This is a genomic window from Rosenbergiella collisarenosi, assembly GCF_018494085.1.
GTDB classification, from domain to species: domain Bacteria; phylum Pseudomonadota; class Gammaproteobacteria; order Enterobacterales; family Enterobacteriaceae; genus Rosenbergiella; species Rosenbergiella collisarenosi.
In genome coordinates, this window is sequence record NZ_JABBFP010000004.1 from 114,645 (window position 1) to 131,973 (window position 17,329).

General features: G+C 47.9%; 15 protein-coding genes. 3 read left to right on the forward strand and 12 right to left on the reverse strand.

Features of this window, described 5'->3' with window-relative positions; all coding sequences use genetic code 11:
• Position 1 precedes the first annotated feature (1 nt).
• The 5 genes from deoC to prfC all read right to left on the reverse strand — a co-directional run bounded on the left by deoC (position 2) and on the right by prfC (position 4,301).
• Complete coding sequence (deoC, locus tag HGT70_RS08410) at positions 2–781, reverse strand: deoxyribose-phosphate aldolase (RefSeq protein ID WP_214195587.1); 780 nt, start codon at positions 779–781, stop codon at positions 2–4.
• A gap of 94 nt (positions 782–875) precedes the next feature.
• Positions 876–1,667 (reverse strand): TatD family hydrolase, encoded by a 792-nt coding sequence (locus tag HGT70_RS08415; RefSeq protein WP_214195588.1) that lies wholly within the window; start codon positions 1,665–1,667, stop codon positions 876–878.
• A gap of 53 nt (positions 1,668–1,720) precedes the next feature.
• Complete coding sequence (locus HGT70_RS08420) at positions 1,721–1,882, reverse strand: DUF1328 domain-containing protein (protein WP_071432068.1); 162 nt, start codon at positions 1,880–1,882, stop codon at positions 1,721–1,723.
• Between the two features lie 72 nt (positions 1,883–1,954).
• Positions 1,955–2,536 (reverse strand): BON domain-containing protein, encoded by a 582-nt coding sequence (locus HGT70_RS08425; RefSeq protein WP_214195589.1) that lies wholly within the window; start codon positions 2,534–2,536, stop codon positions 1,955–1,957.
• A 175-nt stretch (positions 2,537–2,711) separates the two neighbouring features.
• Positions 2,712–4,301 carry a peptide chain release factor 3 gene (gene prfC, locus HGT70_RS08430; protein ID WP_071432072.1) on the reverse strand — a complete coding sequence of 530 codons (1,590 nt, stop codon included), beginning with the start codon at positions 4,299–4,301 and terminating at the stop codon, positions 2,712–2,714.
• 319 nt (positions 4,302–4,620) lie between these two features.
• Between prfC and ftnA the strand changes: the two genes are divergently transcribed.
• Positions 4,621–5,139: a non-heme ferritin gene (gene ftnA, locus HGT70_RS08435; RefSeq protein WP_071432074.1), complete on the forward strand. Its 519-nt coding sequence runs from the start codon at positions 4,621–4,623 to the stop codon at positions 5,137–5,139.
• 50 nt (positions 5,140–5,189) lie between these two features.
• On the opposite strand, the gene HGT70_RS08440 is transcribed toward ftnA, so the two are convergent.
• The 4 genes from HGT70_RS08440 to exbB form a co-directional block, all read right to left on the reverse strand.
• Positions 5,190–7,262, reverse strand: a complete 2,073-nt coding sequence (locus HGT70_RS08440; RefSeq protein WP_241576339.1) for a putative bifunctional diguanylate cyclase/phosphodiesterase — start codon at positions 7,260–7,262, stop codon at positions 5,190–5,192.
• Positions 7,263–7,460: 198 nt separating this feature from the next.
• Positions 7,461–8,762: an MFS transporter gene (gene tcuC, locus HGT70_RS08445; RefSeq protein WP_071432076.1), complete on the reverse strand. Its 1,302-nt coding sequence runs from the start codon at positions 8,760–8,762 to the stop codon at positions 7,461–7,463.
• Positions 8,763–8,924: 162 nt separating this feature from the next.
• Positions 8,925–9,347, reverse strand: a complete 423-nt coding sequence (gene exbD, locus HGT70_RS08450; RefSeq protein ID WP_071432079.1) for a TonB system transport protein ExbD — start codon at positions 9,345–9,347, stop codon at positions 8,925–8,927.
• A 5-nt stretch (positions 9,348–9,352) separates the two neighbouring features.
• Positions 9,353–10,078 carry a tonB-system energizer ExbB gene (exbB, locus tag HGT70_RS08455; protein ID WP_214195679.1) on the reverse strand — a complete coding sequence of 242 codons (726 nt, stop codon included), beginning with the start codon at positions 10,076–10,078 and terminating at the stop codon, positions 9,353–9,355.
• A gap of 301 nt (positions 10,079–10,379) precedes the next feature.
• On the opposite strand from exbB, the gene metC reads away from it, so the two are divergent.
• Positions 10,380–11,579 carry a cystathionine beta-lyase gene (gene metC, locus HGT70_RS08460; protein WP_214195590.1) on the forward strand — a complete coding sequence of 400 codons (1,200 nt, stop codon included), beginning with the start codon at positions 10,380–10,382 and terminating at the stop codon, positions 11,577–11,579.
• Positions 11,580–11,675: 96 nt separating this feature from the next.
• A complete protein-coding gene (gene dkgA, locus HGT70_RS08465; RefSeq protein WP_071432083.1) occupies positions 11,676–12,506 on the forward strand; it encodes a 2,5-didehydrogluconate reductase DkgA in 831 nt (276 codons plus the stop codon).
• Positions 12,507–12,544: 38 nt separating this feature from the next.
• On the opposite strand, the gene ftsP is transcribed toward dkgA, so the two are convergent.
• The 3 genes from ftsP to parC form a co-directional block, all read right to left on the reverse strand.
• The gene (ftsP, locus tag HGT70_RS08470; RefSeq protein WP_071432085.1) at positions 12,545–13,981 is read right to left on the reverse strand and encodes a cell division protein FtsP; all 1,437 of its coding nucleotides are present in this window, start codon (positions 13,979–13,981) and stop codon (positions 12,545–12,547) included.
• 54 nt (positions 13,982–14,035) lie between these two features.
• Positions 14,036–14,773, reverse strand: coding sequence for a 1-acylglycerol-3-phosphate O-acyltransferase (locus HGT70_RS08475; RefSeq protein WP_214195591.1), 738 nt, complete (start codon positions 14,771–14,773; stop codon positions 14,036–14,038).
• Positions 14,774–14,909: 136 nt separating this feature from the next.
• On the reverse strand, positions 14,910–17,147 hold the full coding sequence (gene parC / locus HGT70_RS08480; RefSeq protein ID WP_214195592.1) for a DNA topoisomerase IV subunit A: 2,238 nt from the start codon (positions 17,145–17,147) through the stop codon (positions 14,910–14,912).
• Positions 17,148–17,329: the final 182 nt, after the last annotated feature.

Here is a 17,329-nt window from a genome sequence, read left to right on the forward strand (position 1 = left end):
CTCAATATTTTGCGTGCAGGTCCTGCTCACCCTGACCACAAGTCGCCAACAAGCTACTTAACAGCCCTGATGCCCCAAAGCGAAAGTGTCTTTTATCCGCCCAGTCAGGGCCTACTATCTCTGCAGCGAGCGCAAGATAGGCCGCGGCGTCCTCGGTCGTACGCACGCCACCCGCAGCCTTAAAGCCGACTGACTCCGCCTTATTTTTATCACGGATCGTTTCTAGCATAATGCGAGCTGCCTCAAGGGTGGCATTAACCGGGACTTTACCCGTCGAGGTTTTGATAAAGTCGGCACCGGCATCGATCGCGATCTCACTGGCTTGGCGGATCAGTTGTGGATCCTTGAGCTCGCCGCTTTCGATGATGACTTTCAATAATACGCCACTTAATGCACAGGCCGTTTTACACTCATGTACTAGGGTAAAACCAATCTCCGTATCCCCATCACGTAGTGCACGCCATGGAAAAACCACGTCGACCTCATCCGCTCCGCTCGCTATCGCCGCACGCGTCTCTGCCACGGCCACGGTAACGTCAGCATTACCGTGAGGAAAGTTGGTCACAGTAGCGATTTTAATATCGGGGGTTTCTTGCAATTGCAAAGCGTGACGCGCTATAGCAATAAATTGTGGATAGATGCAGATTGCTGCAGTATTTCCTAACGCACTTTTCGCCTGGCGGCATAAGGCAATGACCTTCTGGTCAGTATCGTCATCGTTAAGCGTAGTCAGGTCCATCAGCCCTAAAGCATATTTAGCGGTCTGGGTTACATCGGTCATTATCTATTACTCAATTGTTATGTTTTGGTAATTATACCAAACTGATAACAAATAAGTGTGAGCGATTAGTGATATGTCCTATTCACGTCGATAATTAGGACAGAACTCGCGCTAACTTAGGAAAAAGTCGCAGACTATTTTGCCATACCGCTTCTTGTAGTGCCTCGATGGGGAGCTTTTTTAGTTCAGCCAAGATATTGCAAACTTGTATGACGCGTTCAGGTCGGTTTGCCTCCCCTTGATAGCCTTGCAGCGGCATGTCTGGCGCATCAGTTTCTGCGACCAGATATTCGAGGGGGATCTTGCTGATGGCATCTCGAGTTTTATGCGCTCGGGGGTAACTAATACTTCCGCCTACCCCGAGGTAGAAGCCAAGGTCAATAAACCGCTTCGCTTGCTGATAACTCCCCGTAAAACCGTGAATGACGCCCGTTGCCGGAAGCTGAGTATCTTTAAGTAACTTAGCTAAAGGATCATGACTTTTGCGTGAATGGAGGATGACGGGTAGTGAATATGACTTAGCCAGATCGAGCTGTGCCGATAGTAGTTGCCATTGACGTGCGGCCAGCGCACAGAGTTCTGGTGTATAGAAATCTACGCCGATTTCGCCGATAGCAAGAATAGTGTCATCCTCTGCTAGGTGTTTTTCGAGTCGTAATACATCGTCATCATGGTGGTGTTGCGTCCAGAGTGGATGTAATCCTAATGCGGCGAAGACCTCGGGGATGCGGCGAGCAAGCTGAGTAATAGGGACAAAATCGTCGGCATTCGTCGCAGGCGTAACGATTCCGGTCACATTTGCTTGACGTACCTGCGCGAGGCTATGCTCAAGATCACCGGCAAAGATGGGGAAGTTAAAATGACAGTGGGTATCGATATAGTGCATAAGAGTGAGTGGGTTGTGCCGGCATCCATGCCAGCTAAGTTATCGTGTATAGACTATAACTTTTTACGCCCAGTAAAGAGGCTAATCAAGAACAGAATAATACCGACCACGAAGACGATTTTCGCAGCCCAAGCCGCGGTACCCGCTAAAGAACCGAAACCGAGCGCCGCTGCGATGAGTGCAACGACAAGAAAGATAATTCCCCAACGAAACATATGCCACCCCTTTATTTAGTTATCATAACGTTATTGAGCGAGTTCGAAATTGCACTCTGTAATATAGACAGATTAGTTAACGACTTTCAGCTCGTTTTTTACTTTTTGGACTCCCGAAATACCTTGCACCAGTTTTCCGGCTTGCTGCTTTTCTAATTGAGTAGGGATCGAACCTGTTAAAAACACTTCTCCATGCCTCGTCGTTACATGCAAGTGGCGCGTGGTGATCTGCTTATCTATCAGAAGACGCATGATCGCTTCACTCGTTGTCGCGACATCGCTGGCATAGACTCTGACCGAACTCCCCTTTGCATGTCGCACACGCAACTGATTATCCAGCTGTCTTACGCCCGGTATATTTTCAGATAGACGCTGCAGGCGGGTTTTTTCTTCCAGTGAAGAAACGAATCCACTTACCGTAACCTTGCCATGATCCGTGTTCACGGATAACGAGGATACTTGCGTTTTTTTATCATCTAAAATTGCCGCTTTAACATTTGCAGTGACGGTTGTATCGTCTAGGAAATGCCCTACATGATTAACAGACTGACTCACTAGAGAGTGAGTCTGTTCGGCAGTAACGTTTACGCTAGCCAATGCGCCTAGACCTACCAGTACTAGCAGGAGTTTTATTAAAGTTAGTTTCGCTTTCATAACATGATTCTTCTTAAACGCTTAGGCCTAGACCCTGCGTAGAGAAGACATTATTCAATCCCTCAATTTATTCATTTATAACTATAGTAGAGTTTGAAAAATACGTAGGGTTTTAAGAATTAACTGACTGGGATATATGAAAAAAAACCCACCTTAATGGGTGGGTTCCTATCGACTAGTGTTCGCGGGTTTTACGGAAAGTAACGTCCGGATAGCGCTCTTGGGTTATATTGAGGTTAACCATCGTCGGTGCGATATAAGTAAGGTTGTCACCGCCATCTAGCGCGAGGTTGACTTCATTCTTACGTTGGAATTCATCGAATTTTTTTACGTCGCCACATTCTACCCAGCGAGCGGTAGAAACGTTAATCGACTCATAAATTGCTTCTACGTTATATTCAGATTTAAGGCGCGCGACTACGACATCAAACTGTAGGACCCCTACCGCCCCCACAATCAAGTCATTATTGCTTACCGGGCGGAAAACCTGCACGGCCCCTTCTTCGGAGAGCTGAACCAGCCCCTTCAGTAATTGCTTCTGTTTTAATGGGTCACGTAGGCGAATACGACGGAAAAGTTCCGGTGCAAAGTTCGGAATGCCGGTAAATTTCATTTTCTCGCCTTGCGTAAATGAGTCACCGATCTGGATCGTTCCGTGGTTATGTAATCCGATAATATCCCCCGGCCACGCCTCTTCAACATGCGCACGGTCACCGGCCATAAAGGTCAGTGCGTCGGAGATCACGACATCTTTTCCGGTGCGGACTTGGTACATCTTCATCCCTTTCTCATACTTACCGGAAACAATACGCATAAAGGCAACACGGTCACGGTGTTTCGGATCCATATTGGCTTGGATCTTGAAAACAAACCCAGAAAATTTATCCTCAGCGGCGGTGACCGGGCGTTGGTCGGTCGAGCGTGGCATAGGTGTAGGCGCCCATTCGATTAAGCCGTCTAACATATGGTCAACACCGAAGTTGCCGAGCGCCGTCCCGAAGAACACCGGGCTTAGCTTACCTTTTAAAAACAGGTCACGATCAAACTCGTGGGAAGCGCCCTGTACCAGCTCCAACTCGTCGCGAAGCTGTCCGGCTAATTCGTCACCGATCGCCGCATCGACTTCAGGGTTAGCTAACCCTTTAATTTTACGAACTTCTTGAATAGTATGCCCTTTACCTGACTGGTAAAGGATGACTTCGTCGTCGTAAAGGTGGTAAACGCCTTTGAAAAGCTTTCCGCAACCAATAGGCCAGGTAATCGGTGCACAGGCGATTTTTAGCTCGCTTTCCACCTCATCAAGCACTTCCATTGGATCACGGATATCACGGTCCAATTTGTTCATAAAGGTGAGGATAGGCGTATCGCGTAAGCGAGTCACTTCCATCAACTTACGCGTACGATCCTCGACCCCTTTCGCGGCATCAATCACCATTAAGCAGCAGTCAACCGCCGTTAAGGTCCGATAGGTATCTTCCGAGAAGTCTTCGTGACCAGGGGTATCGAGTAAATTGACGAGTTTATCGCGATAAGGAAACTGCATGACGGAGGTCGTGATTGAGATCCCCCGCTGTTTTTCCATTTCCATCCAGTCCGATTTCGCGTGTTGATTCGAGCCACGGCCTTTGACGGTTCCTGCTGTTTGGATAGCTTGCCCGAAGAGTAAAACCTTTTCTGTAATGGTCGTTTTACCGGCATCGGGGTGAGAAATGATTGCGAAAGTGCGCCGAAGGGCGACTTCTTGCAGAAGACGTTCTGTAGACATGTTTTCTCTTAATTCCTGACGTTCGTGAGTACTTAGAGACTCATTAAATACAATTGCTGCTAGTTTACACGAATTCCCTTTTTTTCGATATTACCCAATAATTTCGATAAGGATAAAAATCAGTGTTGGCCGTCCCACCCAAGCTGCTTTGCAATACGGACTAAGAATGATTCACAGTTAGATTCAGTTTATGAAATGATTTTTATTATTAACTAATTGATTTTAATGGTTTTATTTCATCTGTTGTCTTTATTTATAGCCTGTCATGGTGCATAATTATTAACCATAAACTATCGATATTACTTTTGGGGATATAACTATGCTGACGCCTGATATGGTTTCACGTTTAAATGACCAGCTCAATCTTGAGTTTTACTCTGCTAACCTCTACCTACAAATGAGTGCTTGGTGCAGCGATAAAGGCCTTGAGGGAGCAGCCTCTTTCCTGCGCAGCCATTCACGTGAAGAGATGGATCACATGCAACGCTTGTTTAATTATCTAAGCGATGCAGGTGCACTGCCCGTGCTCGGTACCATCGAAGCTCCCCCTATCACCTTCGATTCAGTGAGTGATTTATTTAATCTCACCTATCGTCATGAACTGCTTATCACCCAGAAGATTAATGAATTAGCCCACGCTGCCATGACGTCACAAGACTACTCGACGTTTAATTTCCTACAGTGGTATGTTGCCGAGCAACATGAAGAAGAGAAGTTATTTAAAACTGTACTCGATAAGTTGGGCATGCTGGAGAACAGCTCGAATGGTCTGTTCTTAATTGATAAAGATCTTGCTGCGATGAATGCTGACTCTCATCCAGGAACCGCACATAGCTGATTACGGTAACGGTTACGGGCTTCATAAAAGTCCCGTAACCGTATAGACGCTTACGCCTGAGCCAGATATTGAGTAGCGCTCACCGAGATTTCAGAAGGTGGAACCGGCCGACTAAAATAAAAGCCTTGATGGATATCACAGCCTAGATTAACCAAATAGGTTTGTTGCTCTTCACTTTCAACACCTTCCGCAACAATATTCAAATTCATATTCTTCGCCAGCTCAATAATCATTGAGAGTAGACGCGGGTCGGTATCTTTGTGACCAATACTATTAATAAAGGCGCGGTCGATCTTTAACTCTGTAGCCGGCATATTCTGTAGGTAAAGAAGACTTGAATAGCCCGTACCAAAATCATCGATAGCAACTTGTACGCCTACCGCTTTAAGCTCCTGCAAAATCGTAATACTTTCTTGAGGATAACGCATAGCCGTGGTTTCGGTGATTTCTAAAATCAGCTTATCCGCAGGGAGTTGGTACTCTGCAAGGGTCCTGGTGACTAAGTAAATTAAGCTTTTTTGCTCAAACTGCTGTGCGGAAAGATTCACCGAAATACTAAGGTGTGTCGCGCCTTCTTTATGCCATAGCGCCAATTGGCGGCACGCTTCGTTAAGTACCCACTCCCCTAACAATAGGATCATTCCTGTCTGTTCGGCGATGGGTAAAAATTTATCTGGGGTCTTTAATCCACGTTCGGGATGCTGCCAGCGCACTAGTGCTTCGTAACCAATAACCTCACCAGAGGTGACGTTTAGCTTAGGCTGGTAGAATAAACGCAATTCGTCGTTATGGATCGCTCGCCATAACTCATTCTTCAGTTGAACTTGACTCCGCCCGATAGGGCTCATCGAGGGTTGATAAAGGCTAAAGCCGTTTCGGCCGCTATTTTTAGTGTGATACATGGCTGAGTCGGCATTGAATAACATTTCGCGTGCTTCACCGCCATGTAACGGGAACATTGCGATACCCACGCTCAATGAAACTCGTAACTCAAAACCTTCAACGTGAAATTCAGGCTCTATTATCTCAACCAGCTTCGCCGCTAAATTTGAGGCATTTTCCTCTGAGTTAGCGTTAGACAAAAGAACAAATTCGTCTCCCCCCACTCTAGCTAAGGTATCGCTCGCTGTGATGACCTGAGTAAGACGCTTAGCGACTTCAACCAATAGCTTATCACCAATATCGTGACCATAAGCGTCGTTAACCATTTTGAACCCATCGAGATCCATATACAGTAAACTGAACGTCGACGTATTTTGTTTGGCTCGGGCGATATAGTCGTTAAGCTTCTCTTCGAACAAGGTACGATTCGCTAAATTCGTTAGCGGATCGTGAAGAGCCATCTGGCGCAACTCTTCGTTAGTCAGCTTTAATTCGTCCGCCAAACGAGAGACTCGGCGTTGCGACTCGATCATCGCACCAAATAGGTTACTGCCTAATATCGCCAAGGTGAAAACGAATACCCAAATGGTCAATCTCTGTGAGCCAAGGCCACCGGGTATGACCTGCATCGTGGTATGGAAATGAGCGGCATACATGCCCGTGTAATGCATCCCGGCTATCGCAATTCCCATCACTATCGCGGCGAGAAAACGTCGATACAGTACGCCTGTTTCATTGTTGCGTAATCTAAAGGCCAACCACAAAGCGACCGCCGAGGCGCTATACGCAATCACGATTGAAAAGATGACGGGCAACCTATGCCATACGATGGGTTGGCTAACACGCATCGCGGCCATACCAATGTAATGCATCGCAACCACTGAGGAGCCAAGCATGAGCGAGCCGAGAAGCAAGTTAGGTAGCGTAAATTGGTTATGCCGGAAGACTGCCCATAACGCAATGATTGAGCCTAATACGGCGGCTGCAATGGAAAAGATCGTCTCACTTACGCTGTAGCGCATCAGGGTATCGAAATGCATCGCCATCATACCGATGAAGTGCATTGACCAAATACCAATCCCCATCGCCGCGCCGCCGCCGACTAACCACAAAGCCGCATGCAGACCCCGGCTATCAGCAACTCTCGCCACAGTATCTAGCGCTGAAAAGGAGGCTAAGAAGGCGATAAATACGGAGGCCATCACTAGGCCACTATCCCAACCAACATGCATCATATTCATCGTATCCAATTGGCTCTCCTGATCAGCGTTACTGCAGAAGATCCCTCTTCATACCGAACGTAAAATGATTAATTACCGTAATCTTACGTGATTCATTGGTCAGTGAACAATTATTTTAGGATTATGATGATTAAATAATCGAGCGTTTTGTTCTAGCAGCAGATAATTGTCTGCTGCTGCTCGCTATAGTACAAAATACTAATCAGTCGTCGGGCTATGGCGCTTTGCGAGCCAACCCAAGCAGAGCGCGCCGATAAATCCGCATAATGCGGCGAACGTCAACCATGCACCTGGCATGGCCTTATCGCCAGTACTATGGATAAGATAGCTTGATATTGCCGGGGTAAATCCACCAAATAGCGCAGTCGCTAGGCTATACGCAAGGGAAAAACCTGAAGCCTTAACGTCGACGGGCATCACCTCTGCCAACCAGACGACCATTGCGCCGTTGTAGCTTGCGTAGAGGAAGGAGAGCCATAGCTCGGTCTCGATTAGGTGTGCGAAGGTCGGCGCGGCGACTAACCAGCGTAAGATTGGCCATGCCGTGAAGATCATTAGTAATGTGAAGATAATAAGGAGGGGCCGACGGCCGACTCGGTCTGATAGTGCCCCCATAATCGGTAGCCAGAATAGGTTCGAAATACCCACAAACAGCGTGACCAGAAAGCTTTGCTGGTCACTCATGTTGAGTACGGCTTTACCAAATGTTGGCGTGAATGCGGTTATCATATAGAACATCACCGTTGTGGTAACGACCATAAACATTCCCGCAATCACCAAAGCCCAGTTGCGTAGTACCGAGCGTGCGATCTCTCTCATCCCAGGACGATGTTTCTTTTCTTTGAAGGCTTCGGTTTCTTCGAGCGAACGTCGAATGTAGAACAGGAACGGCACAACCATACAGCCAATAAAAAACGGAATTCGCCATGCCCACTCTGAAACGATCTCTTTCCCCAATAGATGATTAAGCGCAAGTCCTAGTAAGGCTGCAAAAATGACGGAGACCTGTTGGCTACCCGATTGCCAGCTGACGAAAAAACCACGACGACCAGGTGGCGCAATTTCTGACAGATAGACAGAAACGCCGCCCAACTCAACCCCCGCGGAAAAGCCTTGTAATAAGCGGCCAACCAATATCAGTATCGGTGCAAAAACGCCTATGGTGCTATATCCCGGAACTACGGCAATGGTCAACGTGCCGAGGGCCATTAATCCAAGAGTAATCAATAACCCTTTACGACGACCATGTTGGTCAATATAAGTGCCGAGAATAATCGCACCCAATGGGCGCATTAAGAATCCAGCACCGAATGTCATTAGCGTCAACATCAGCGAGGCGAATGGGTTACTGCCTGGGAAGAAGGTTTTCGCGATCGCCGTCGCGTAATACCCAAATACCATGAAGTCATACATTTCTAGAAAGTTACCGCTGGTGACGCGGAATATCGATTTAGCATTTTGCCAAGCGGAAGGACTTGAGGGAGATTCAGAATAACTCATTGGACAGCTCTCACATTTTTTTATCTTTTGTACCTAACGTTATCCTGTTTTAATGTTAATCGAGTCACTTTTCATTAAAAATTATATAACAAAATATAAACATAATATCTCGCGCATAAAAAAAATCCTCCCGAAGGAGGATAGTTAAGCATTGAATACTGGCTACTTTGCGGCAGTCTCTAAGCCCATTAGCCCTATTTTCAAATACCCCGCGCTACGAAGCTCATCCATGATGCTCATTAAGGTCGCATAGTCGATACTTTTGTCCGCTTGGAAGAAGATAGTCGTCTCTTTATTCCCTTGCGTCTGAGCGATGATCTTCTGCACAAGGTCCTGCTTATCGACGGCATCATTTCCCACAAATAGCTGGTTGCCCTCTTTTACGCTGAGATACACCGGTTTCTCTGGCCGAGGCTGAGGTGTACTGGTCGAGGCCGGTAAGTTAACGCGGATATCTACCGTTGCTAGCGGAGCGGCGACCATGAAGATAATCAGCAGCACCAGCATCACGTCTATAAAAGGCGTGACGTTAATCTCATGCATTTCACCATCGCCTTCCACTTCATCATTGAGTCGCATTGCCATAACAATTAACCCACACGTAGTTTTTGAGTAGAACCGTTCTGCGTCACTGGCTTATAAGCGCTATTTTGTAGGTCAGCATCGCGGCTTTGTAAGAGAATAATCTGTGCAGCGCTGTCGCCCAGCGAGGCCTTATAACCGGCGATCATACGCGCGAATACGTTGTAGATAACAACTGCTGGAATCGCCGCAACTAGGCCCACCGCTGTCGCTAATAGCGCTTCAGCGATACCCGGAGCAACCACCGCCAAGTTAGTGGTTTGCGTCTTAGCAATACCTATAAAGCTATTCATGATTCCCCACACTGTTCCGAACAACCCGATGAAAGGAGAAACGGAACCAATGGTCGCTAAGAAACCGTTATTGCGGCTCGCATGACGGCCGATACGTGCAACTTGGCGTTCGAGTCTAAATACCGTACGTTCTTTAATCGCGCCTTGGTCATCACTCTGTGCGGAGAGGATGCGCTCATCGAGGGCTTCCGCGACGAGTAAGGCTGCATGGCTGTTTTTAGAGAAGTTCTGGGCGATTTTCCCTGCACCCTCTAATGTACGCGCCTCTTTTAACGCGAGCTGATCGGCCTTAAGTCTACGCTTAGCTGCACTCAGTTCAGTGTACTTAGCAAAGAAAATCGCCCAAGTCGCAACCGAGGCGATGAGTAAACCTATCATCACGACTTTAACGACGATATCAGCATGTTGGTACATGCCCAGCACGGATAAATCTGTTTGCATCAGATTAGTAGTTACGACACTCATTCTCTAGCCTCAGCTTGTTGCATAAAACAATTGCGGACATGATACCAAAAGCAAATTCTATTGATAGTAGTTATCATTACTATTTACATATAGAAAATTATAGTGTCGAATAATGTTCGCTTAAAACAGGAAGTTATAATCATAAATACGGTGGATAATTTTAAGAGGCAATAAGTATACCGTTATCACCGATTAACCTAAGAAAACCCTCCCCTTTTGTGAAAACTGTGCCTACTCTAGGCGCTAATCATATTCTTTCAGCTCAGGACTCTCTTCCATGTCGGACAAACATCATCTTGAAACCACTCTGATTAGCGCTGGACGCAAACCTCGCTACACCCAAGGTGCAGTGAATAGTGTTGTACAAAGAGCCTCCTCCCTTGTATTCCCGTCAGTAGAGGAAAAAAAGCGGGCTACCGCAGGTCGGGCGAAAGGTGAATTATTTTACGGGCGTCGCGGTACCTTAACGCACTTTGCACTACAAGATGCCATGACCGAACTTGAGGGAGGGGCTGGATGCGTACTCTACCCTTGCGGCGCAGCGGCCGTCGCTAATGCTATCCTCGCCTTCGTCGAAGCCGGTGACCATATTGTCGTCAGTGGTTCCGTCTATGAACCGACTCAAGACTTTTGTACGCATATCCTTAAAAAACTTAACGTCGAAACGAGCTATTTCCCCGCCCTGTCCGGTGAGGAAATTGCCCAATGGCTACGTCCAACTACACGTGTTGTGTTTCTTGAATCACCGTCGTCTATCACCATGGAAGTCCAAGACATTCCGACGATTATCGCTACGGTGCGGCGTATCGCTCCACAGGCGGTGATTATCATCGATAATACCTGGGCGGCGGGGATCTTATTCGATGCGTTAGGAGCCGGTGCGGATATTTCTATTCAGGCTGGTACCAAATATCTAGTCGGACACTCTGATGCTATGATTGGTACCGCCGTAGCAAACGAGCGCTGCTTAGCACAACTACGCGAAAATTCTTATCTTATGGGACAGATGGTTGACGCGGATACGGCCTACGTTACCGCACGGGGATTACGTACCCTCGCTGTCCGACTGCGCCAACACCAAGCGGCGAGTATCGAGATTGCGCAGTGGCTCAGCCTACGTGAAGAGGTTTTCCGCGTAAATCATCCAGCACTGCCTGAATCTCCCGGCCACGCCTTCTGGCAGCGTGATTTTTCTGGATGTAGTGGGTTATTCTCTTTTATCCTGAAAGAAAAGCTCAGCCCACAAGCGCTTGCCGACTATCTCGATCATTTCGAGCATTTCAGCATGGCTTACTCCTGGGGAGGATTCGAATCACTGATCCTCGCCAATCAGCCCGAAGAGATTGCAGCGATCCGCCCCGTCGGGGAGCTTGATTTTAGTGGAACACTAGTTCGTTTACATATTGGGTTAGAACACCCACAAGATCTGATAGACGACTTAGAACGGGGCTTCGATCGCTTAAAAGCTATGGGGTAAACACTCCTAAAACGGTAGGGAGCTCTCACAACCTGCCGTTTTTGTCTACACTTAGGCTCATTATCTACATTATTTGATCAAGAGAAGGGGCCTAAGATGTCTGAACAGCTTAATGTCACGCTACACGATGGTCGTACCATGCCGCAACTCGGCTTGGGTGTCTGGCAAGCCTCGATTGAACAAACTCGAGAAGCCGTCAACCACGCTCTCAATACCGGGTATCGATCCATCGATACCGCTGCCGTCTACAAAAATGAAGAAGGGGTCGGTCAGGCTCTACAAGATACTTCCCTTGCTCGGGATGACATCTTTATCACCACTAAACTGTGGAACTCCGACCAAACCGACTGGCAACGCGCGTTAGAAACAAGTCTGGGTAAATTACAACTCGACTATGTTGATCTCTATCTCATGCACTGGCCTTGCCCACAACAGGACAACTACGTTAAGGCGTGGGAAGGTATGATCGATCTGCAACGTCAAGGGCTAGTGAAAAGTATTGGGGTCTGTAATTTTCAAGAAACCCACTTGGAGCGCATCATCAAAGAGACAGGCGTAACGCCGGTTGTTAACCAGATCGAGCTTCATCCGTTATTTCAGCAGCGTCAGCAGCATACCTGGAATGCGCTACACAAGATCCATACCGAGTCGTGGAGCCCACTGGCACAGGGTGGCGAAGGTGTTTTCGATCAGTCGATTATTCAAAAACTCGCAGAGAAATATCAGAAAACGCCAGCGCAGATCGTCATTCGTTGGCACTTGGATAGCGGCCTTATCGTTATTCCTAAGTCCGTTACACCTAAACGTATTGACGAGAACTTTGCCGTCTTCGATTTTAAATTAGAAAAAGAAGAGCTGAAAGCGATTGCCACGTTAGATAGCGGCAAACGCCTCGGCCCTGAACCAGGTAGTTTCGAGAAATTATAAAGTGCTTCCTAGCGCCTCCCGACCGGGAGGTGCTAGGATCAGTAATTATTAAGTGACGCCTGAGAAGGCTGCACGAGTAGTTGCCCTACCGCCCCCTGATCGAACAGCTCTAAGTTCTGGCTTCCATAGATGAACGGGAAATGTGCCGACGAGGTCTGCGGAAAAGTCACCAGTAATTCTACGTTACCATCCACCCACACGGTATCTTTCCAGCCTCTATCTTCCACCATTGGCGGTGCACCATTGACGCTTTTGATTAAGAACATCGCGCCTTGCACTGTGAAGGATTGTGGAAGATCCGCCTCTATGGTCCAGCGTTCAAAACTTCCCTGCTGAACCGTCGTATCGACACGCGTCATATCCCAGGCTTTATCGTTAACCCCAGCTGGCGAATCATTTAGCCGTATATGTCGAGTCTGGCTTGTCATTCCGGTTTCAAGCGCTGTCACGAGGGAGGTCGGAACGCTATCAGTGACTAAGGGCAGCAATCCAGTGGGCCGCAGGGTCAAGACGAGCGTAGAGGTTAATACGGTTGAGGGTTCAAATATGCCGCGGATCCTTTCCATAATCGTGGCCTCAGTCCCGGCGCTAATCGAGACGTTATGTCCATCGGAGAGATCGATCAATACCTCGCGTCGCTCACCAGGCGCTAAGGAGAGCTGCGTAGTGCTAACCGGCGAAGACATAAAGCCTTGATCCCCTGCGATAACCGTAAAAGGACGATTATCGCTGAGTTGCAGCATATAGCGCCGTGCATTAGATGCATTGAGTAATCGTAGGCGCACCCACCCACGAGAAGCATTGAAATAAGGCTTCTGCGTGCCGTTAATCAGTAGCGTATCACCGAGGAAAGCCGTGGACTCGTCCTCATAGACCGGTGTACCAAAATTATCCAAGCGTTTATCTTGAATAATCAAAGGAATATCGTCGACACCGTAGTGTTTAGGGAGCGGGAGCTGTTTACTCACTTCGTCTTCAACCAACCATAGTCCCGCAAGCCCGCGATAGACCTGTGATCCGGCATGTTGATAGGTATTGGCGTGATACCAAAGCGTTGCGGCGGGTTGCCGAATAGGAAGGATAGGTGACCAGTCGACCTCTGAAGAGATTAACCGTGGCGCCCCGCCACTCAATGGCCCCGGAACATGCAAACCGCCCACCATCATCGATACGGATTCCGTTAAGCGATTACTATAAATCAGTTTAACGTCATCGCCGCTCCAGACTTTGACCGTGGGGCCTAAATACATGCCATTAAAGCCAATACAGTCGGCCTGATTACGCCCGTTAAATGCCCAGTGCGCCTCTTGCATCATTAAAAATATCGGTTGACCGCGACGCGACTCAATCAACGGCGGAATATAAAGAGGATTACTCCCCTCATTGTCTGCAGCAAATACCGATTTCGGTAGTAAAGCAGGACCAACAGCCGCGGCCGCTGAAAACTGAATAAATTTGCGTCGGGTAAAGGACATTAATAATCAACCTTAAACAAAATGGCAGCAAGTAAGCAATGGCATGTAGCGTAATTAATTTACGTGGTTAGCTTCGCGACGTTTAACTTCAGCGTTTAACTCATCCAACTTCTGCTGCATCACTTCACGGCAGTGATTGGTCAATTTTCTTGCTGATTGGTCTTTAAAGGGGGTGGTATCGATCGGCGGTAGCATTTCGACAATCACTAACCCATTTTTAAGGCGATTGAAATTGATTTTGTCATGAGTATCAGACACCACGATCGGGATGATAGGCACTCCTGCGGCTAATGCTGCATGAAAAGCACCCGTTTTGAACGGAAGCAATCCACGTCCACGACTACGCGTCCCTTCGGGAAACATCCAGAACGAGACATTGCCTTCTTTTAGCTGGTCCACGACTTGGTTAATACTGTTATGCGCTTTCGCTTTATTGTCGCGGTCGATCAATAAGTTTCCTGTCAGCCAATAGAGTTGGCCGAAAAAAGGGATCCATACAAGGCTCTTCTTTCCTACTGTTACGGTCGGCGCTTGTACCATGTTCGCCACCGTTACCATATCGTAATTATTTTGGTGATTAGCAATATAGATAGCGTTGCCTACTTTCTCGATCCCTACTGGCTTACGCAGCTCGAGCTTGATCCCGAAAAGATAGCTGAGTTTACCGAATAGATGAGCAAACGTCGCAACATGGCGCGGATTGCGCGGTGAGAACAAACACCATAGGCACCCGAATACGGAGACGACAATAGAGTATACGACAACCAAGATCGCACGTAATAGTAACAGCATAGCATCCTCAAAAGAGGAAGAGGGTATCTTCCCTCCTCCTAATAATATATCCAAATAATCCTGGTCCCTTCTGCGCGTTAAGCAAAGACTGAACCTCGCTATCTACTTCGACAAGCCCCATTCAAGAGAAAGGTGGCTATTCGATATCGACACGGTCAATACGTTGTAGACCTCGCGGAAGTAGCGTCCCTTTACGGCCCCTTTCAGCTTTAAATTTCTGTAGTTCTTCACTACGTAGCTTCAGCTTACGTTTGCCGACATAAAGGGTAACGGTACTCTGATTATTGATTAATAGCAGCCATAATAGCTTATCTTTACCCGCCACGAAGTCAGCCCCCGGAATAGAAATAATTTTATTCCCTTTTCCTTTCGAGAGTTGCGGTAAGTCATCGACCGAGAACATAAGCATTCTACCCGCTTCAGTAATCGCTAGAAGCTGATCTTTTGAGTCGTCGATCACTTGTGGCGCCATGACTTTAGCTTGGTCCGGCAATGTCAGTAAGGCCTTACCGGATTTGGTCCGCGAGTGTAAGTCCGCAAAGGTACAGATAAATCCATACCCAGCATCCGACGCCATGAGGAGTTTGGTCTCGTCAGGCTCCATCAGGATCTGCTGTACCGTCGCGCCAGGAGGAGGAGTAATTTTTCCGGTTACCGGCTCTCCCTGTCCTCGGGCAGAAGGTAACGTGCTCGGATCTAAGGTATAGCTACGTCCGGTCGAGTCAATGATATTGACCGGTTGATTACTCTTGCCTTTAGCGGAGCCAAGATAGCTATCACCCGCTTTATAGCTCAACCCTGTAGGATCGATATCGTGACCACGTGCCGCCCGTATCCATCCCATTTGTGATAGCACAACGGTGACCGGTTCAGAAGGCAGCAGTTCGGTTTCGCTAATCGCTTTGGCTTCGGCGCGTTCTTGCAGCGGCGAGCGGCGGTCGTCGCCGTATAGCTTGGCGTCGGCTTGGAGCTCTCTCTTCAACAAATTACTCATTTTACGCTCTGAGGCTAACAATGCTTGTAGCTCATCACGCTCTTTTTCTAACTCTTGTTGCTCGCCACGGATTTTCACCTCTTCCAGCTTAGCAAGATGGCGTAATTTTAATTCGAGAATCGCTTCCGCCTGCGTCTCACTTAGCCCGAAACGGGCGATGAGTGCGGGTTTCGGCTCATCTTGTTGACGAATAATTTCAATGACTTCGTCGATATTCAAGAACGCCACCAGCAGGCCTTCTAAAATATGTAATCGATTCAATACTTTTTCTAAGCGATACGAGAGGCGGCGACGAACCGTATCGCGACGATAGGTTAACCATTCGCTTAGGATCTCACGCAGGTTCTTCACTGCCGGACGGTTATCGAGCCCGATCATGTTGAGGTTAACGCGATAGCTCTTTTCCAGATCCGTCGTCGCGAAGAGATGATTCATCAAGGATTCACTATCGACACGGTTCGAGCGCGGAACGATGACAATACGAGTTGGACTTTGGTGATCGGACTCATCGCGAAGATCCTCGACCATTGGCAGCTTCTTATTGCGCATTTGGGTCGCGATCTGCTCCAAGACTTTGGAACCAGAGGCTTGATGAGGAAGAGCCGTGACGACAATTTCTCCGTCTTCCAGCTGCCATACCGCACGCTGGCGAATACTGCCACGTCCCGTTTCATAGATTTTACGGATCTCTTTACGCGGGGTGATTATCTCAGCTTCCGTCGGAAAATCCGGCCCTTGAACGATATCTAAAAGCGTTTCGAGAGAGGTTTCGGGTTTATCGATCAACGCAATCGTCGCCTGCGCGACTTCGCGCAGGTTATGCGGCGGGATATCTGTGGCCATCCCTACCGCGATACCTGTCGTTCCGTTCAGTAGAATATTCGGCAACCGCGCGGGCAGCATCTTCGGCTGTTCCAATGTGCCATCGAAGTTTGGAATGAAGTCAACGGTCCCCTGCCCTAACTCCGCTAACAGCGTTTGCGCATATTTGGAGAGGCGAGATTCGGTATAACGCATGGCCGCGAAGGATTTAGGATCATCCGGCGCCCCCCAGTTCCCTTGTCCATCGATTAATGGATAACGATAAGAGAAGGGTTGCGCCATCAGCACCATGGCTTCGTAACATGCACTGTCACCGTGTGGGTGGTACTTACCGAGCACATCACCGACGGTACGCGCTGACTTTTTAAATTTTGCGCTAGCATTAAGCCCCAGCTCCGACATCGCATAAATAATGCGACGCTGCACGGGTTTAAGCCCATCGCCAATGTAAGGCAATGCGCGGTCCATAATGACGTACATCGAATAGTTGAGATAAGAATTCTCAGTAAACTCGTGTAGTGCACGGCGCTCAACACCGTCCTGCGTGATGACACTCATGAATTATTCCTCACTTCACTCCCGGGATATCTGTTTCTGGCGGGATTATTTGTTCGCGATAGTACCTTATTAGGCATCGTTAGTCACAACAACTCTGTTTCAATGCGAGCTTGTGATCGCATGGCGCGTTAATTTTTTACGGAAATATCAGTCATACTTTCCGTCTCTCTTTTTAAAACATT

Excerpts from the sequence above, each read along its gene's own strand:
- deoC (WP_214195587.1), bottom strand. The coding sequence starts at position 781 with ATGACCGATGTAACCCAGACCGCTAAATATGCTTTAGGGCTGATGGAC.
- HGT70_RS08415 (WP_214195588.1), bottom strand. The coding sequence starts at position 1,667 with ATGCACTATATCGATACCCACTGTCATTTTAACTTCCCCATCTTTGCC.
- HGT70_RS08420 (WP_071432068.1), bottom strand. The coding sequence starts at position 1,882 with ATGTTTCGTTGGGGAATTATCTTTCTTGTCGTTGCACTCATCGCAGCG.
- HGT70_RS08425 (WP_214195589.1), bottom strand. The coding sequence starts at position 2,536 with ATGAAAGCGAAACTAACTTTAATAAAACTCCTGCTAGTACTGGTAGGT.
- prfC (WP_071432072.1), bottom strand. The coding sequence starts at position 4,301 with ATGTCTACAGAACGTCTTCTGCAAGAAGTCGCCCTTCGGCGCACTTTC.
- ftnA (WP_071432074.1), top strand. The coding sequence starts at position 4,621 with ATGCTGACGCCTGATATGGTTTCACGTTTAAATGACCAGCTCAATCTT.
- HGT70_RS08440 (WP_241576339.1), bottom strand. The coding sequence starts at position 7,262 with ATGAATATGATGCATGTTGGTTGGGATAGTGGCCTAGTGATGGCCTCC.
- tcuC (WP_071432076.1), bottom strand. The coding sequence starts at position 8,762 with ATGAGTTATTCTGAATCTCCCTCAAGTCCTTCCGCTTGGCAAAATGCT.
- exbD (WP_071432079.1), bottom strand. The coding sequence starts at position 9,347 with ATGGCAATGCGACTCAATGATGAAGTGGAAGGCGATGGTGAAATGCAT.
- exbB (WP_214195679.1), bottom strand. The coding sequence starts at position 10,078 with ATGCAAACAGATTTATCCGTGCTGGGCATGTACCAACATGCTGATATC.
- metC (WP_214195590.1), top strand. The coding sequence starts at position 10,380 with ATGTCGGACAAACATCATCTTGAAACCACTCTGATTAGCGCTGGACGC.
- dkgA (WP_071432083.1), top strand. The coding sequence starts at position 11,676 with ATGTCTGAACAGCTTAATGTCACGCTACACGATGGTCGTACCATGCCG.
- ftsP (WP_071432085.1), bottom strand. The coding sequence starts at position 13,981 with ATGTCCTTTACCCGACGCAAATTTATTCAGTTTTCAGCGGCCGCGGCT.
- HGT70_RS08475 (WP_214195591.1), bottom strand. The coding sequence starts at position 14,773 with ATGCTGTTACTATTACGTGCGATCTTGGTTGTCGTATACTCTATTGTC.
- parC (WP_214195592.1), bottom strand. The coding sequence starts at position 17,147 with ATGAGTGTCATCACGCAGGACGGTGTTGAGCGCCGTGCACTACACGAG.